This is a genomic window from Pseudomonas lactucae (assembly GCF_036688725.1).
In the GTDB taxonomy this organism is placed as follows: Bacteria; Pseudomonadota; Gammaproteobacteria; order Pseudomonadales; family Pseudomonadaceae; genus Aquipseudomonas; species Aquipseudomonas lactucae.
Map to the genome: position 1 here is coordinate 1 of NZ_JAQQPT010000044.1, position 3,453 is coordinate 3,453.

Here is a 3,453-nt window from a genome sequence, read left to right on the forward strand (position 1 = left end):
CGAAATTGGGTCTGTAGCTCAGTTGGTTAGAGCGCACCCCTGATAAGGGTGAGGTCGGCAGTTCGAATCTGCCCAGACCCACCAATTTTGTGTGGGAAACGCCTGTAGAAATACGGGGCCATAGCTCAGCTGGGAGAGCGCCTGCCTTGCACGCAGGAGGTCAACGGTTCGATCCCGTTTGGCTCCACCACTACTGCTTCTGTTTGTTGAAAGCTTAGAAATGAGCATTCCATTGTGATGATGGTGAATGTTGATTTCTAGTCTTTGATTAGATCGTTCTTTAAAAATTTGGGTATGTGATAGAAAGATAGACTGACCGTTACTTTCACTGGTAATGGATCAGGCTAAGGTAAAATTTGTGAGTTCTCTTAACGAGAAATTCGAATTTTCGGCGAATGTTGTCTTCACAGTATAACCAGATTGCTTGGGGTTATATGGTCAAGTGAAGAAGCGCATACGGTGGATGCCTTGGCAGTCAGAGGCGATGAAAGACGTGGTAGCCTGCGAAAAGCTTCGGGGAGTCGGCAAACAGACTTTGATCCGGAGATGTCTGAATGGGGGAACCCAGCCATCATAAGATGGTTATCTTGTACTGAATACATAGGTGCAAGAGGCGAACCAGGGGAACTGAAACATCTAAGTACCCTGAGGAAAAGAAATCAACCGAGATTCCCTTAGTAGTGGCGAGCGAACGGGGACTAGCCCTTAAGTGGCTTTGAGATTAGCGGAACGCTCTGGAAAGTGCGGCCATAGTGGGTGATAGCCCTGTACGCGAAAATCTCTTAGTCATGAAATCGAGTAGGACGGAGCACGAGAAACTTTGTCTGAATATGGGGGGACCATCCTCCAAGGCTAAATACTACTGACTGACCGATAGTGAACTAGTACCGTGAGGGAAAGGCGAAAAGAACCCCGGAGAGGGGAGTGAAATAGATCCTGAAACCGTATGCGTACAAGCAGTGGGAGCCCACTTGTTGGGTGACTGCGTACCTTTTGTATAATGGGTCAGCGACTTATTTTCAGTGGCGAGCTTAACCGAATAGGGGAGGCGTAGCGAAAGCGAGTCTTAATAGGGCGTCTAGTCGCTGGGAATAGACCCGAAACCGGGCGATCTATCCATGGGCAGGTTGAAGGTTGGGTAACACTAACTGGAGGACCGAACCGACTACCGTTGAAAAGTTAGCGGATGACCTGTGGATCGGAGTGAAAGGCTAATCAAGCTCGGAGATAGCTGGTTCTCCTCGAAAGCTATTTAGGTAGCGCCTCATGTATCACTGTAGGGGGTAGAGCACTGTTTCGGCTAGGGGGTCATCCCGACTTACCAAACCGATGCAAACTCCGAATACCTACAAGTGCCGAGCATGGGAGACACACGGCGGGTGCTAACGTCCGTCGTGAAAAGGGAAACAACCCAGACCGTCAGCTAAGGTCCCAAAGTTATGGTTAAGTGGGAAACGATGTGGGAAGGCTTAGACAGCTAGGAGGTTGGCTTAGAAGCAGCCACCCTTTAAAGAAAGCGTAATAGCTCACTAGTCGAGTCGGCCTGCGCGGAAGATGTAACGGGGCTCAAACCATACACCGAAGCTACGGGTATCACGTAAGTGATGCGGTAGAGGAGCGTTCTGTAAGCCTGTGAAGGTGAGTTGAGAAGCTTGCTGGAGGTATCAGAAGTGCGAATGCTGACATGAGTAACGACAATGGGTGTGAAAAACACCCACGCCGAAAGACCAAGGTTTCCTGCGCAACGTTAATCGACGCAGGGTTAGTCGGTCCCTAAGGCGAGGCTGAAAAGCGTAGTCGATGGAAAACAGGTTAATATTCCTGTACTTCTGGTTATTGCGATGGAGGGACGGAGAAGGCTAGGCCAGCTTGGCGTTGGTTGTCCAAGTTTAAGGTGGTAGGCTGAGATCTTAGGTAAATCCGGGATCTTAAGGCCGAGAGCTGATGACGAGTCGTCTTTTAGACGACGAAGTGGTTGATGCCATGCTTCCAAGAAAAGCTTCTAAGCTTCAGGTAACCAGGAACCGTACCCCAAACCGACACAGGTGGTTGGGTAGAGAATACCAAGGCGCTTGAGAGAACTCGGGTGAAGGAACTAGGCAAAATGGCACCGTAACTTCGGGAGAAGGTGCGCCGGTGAGGGTGAAGGACTTGCTCCGTAAGCCCATGCCGGTCGAAGATACCAGGCCGCTGCGACTGTTTATTAAAAACACAGCACTCTGCAAACACGAAAGTGGACGTATAGGGTGTGACGCCTGCCCGGTGCCGGAAGGTTAATTGATGGGGTTAGCTAACGCGAAGCTCTTGATCGAAGCCCCGGTAAACGGCGGCCGTAACTATAACGGTCCTAAGGTAGCGAAATTCCTTGTCGGGTAAGTTCCGACCTGCACGAATGGCGTAACGATGGCGGCGCTGTCTCCACCCGAGACTCAGTGAAATTGAAATCGCTGTGAAGATGCAGTGTATCCGCGGCTAGACGGAAAGACCCCGTGAACCTTTACTATAGCTTTGCACTGGACTTTGAATTTGCTTGTGTAGGATAGGTGGGAGGCTTTGAAGCGTGGACGCCAGTTCGCGTGGAGCCAACCTTGAAATACCACCCTGGCAACTTTGAGGTTCTAACTCAGGTCCGTTATCCGGATCGAGGACAGTGTATGGTGGGTAGTTTGACTGGGGCGGTCTCCTCCTAAAGAGTAACGGAGGAGTACGAAGGTGCGCTCAGACCGGTCGGAAATCGGTCGTAGAGTATAAAGGCAAAAGCGCGCTTGACTGCGAGACAGACACGTCGAGCAGGTACGAAAGTAGGTCTTAGTGATCCGGTGGTTCTGTATGGAAGGGCCATCGCTCAACGGATAAAAGGTACTCCGGGGATAACAGGCTGATACCGCCCAAGAGTTCATATCGACGGCGGTGTTTGGCACCTCGATGTCGGCTCATCACATCCTGGGGCTGAAGCCGGTCCCAAGGGTATGGCTGTTCGCCATTTAAAGTGGTACGCGAGCTGGGTTTAGAACGTCGTGAGACAGTTCGGTCCCTATCTGCCGTGGACGTTTGAGATTTGAGAGGGGCTGCTCCTAGTACGAGAGGACCGGAGTGGACGAACCTCTGGTGTTCCGGTTGTCACGCCAGTGGCATTGCCGGGTAGCTATGTTCGGAATAGATAACCGCTGAAAGCATCTAAGCGGGAAACTAGCCTCAAGATGAGATCTCACTGGGACCTTGAGTCCCCTGAAGGGCCGTCGAAGACTACGACGTTGATAGGTTGGGTGTGTAAGCGCTGTGAGGCGTTGAGCTAACCAATACTAATTGCCCGTGAGGCTTGACCATATAACACCCAAGCAATTTGCTGACCTGAGAAGGCGCCAGATTGCGGTGTGTGAAGACGAGATGAACCGAAAGTTCGACGCTCACAAAACACCAATTGCTGTCACATACCCAATTTGCTGAAGCGAG

2 tRNA genes and 1 rRNA gene are annotated in these 3,453 nt (G+C 51.1%); all 3 read left to right on the plus strand.

Features of this window, described 5'->3' with window-relative positions:
• The first annotated feature begins 7 nt into the window (after window positions 1-7).
• A tRNA-Ile gene (locus V6M90_RS29955) sits at window positions 8-84 on the plus strand.
• Window positions 85-114: 30 nt separating this feature from the next.
• Window positions 115-190, plus strand: a tRNA-Ala gene (locus V6M90_RS29960).
• Between the two features lie 246 nt (window positions 191-436).
• A 23S ribosomal RNA gene (locus V6M90_RS29965) occupies window positions 437-3,327 on the plus strand.
• Window positions 3,328-3,453: the final 126 nt, after the last annotated feature.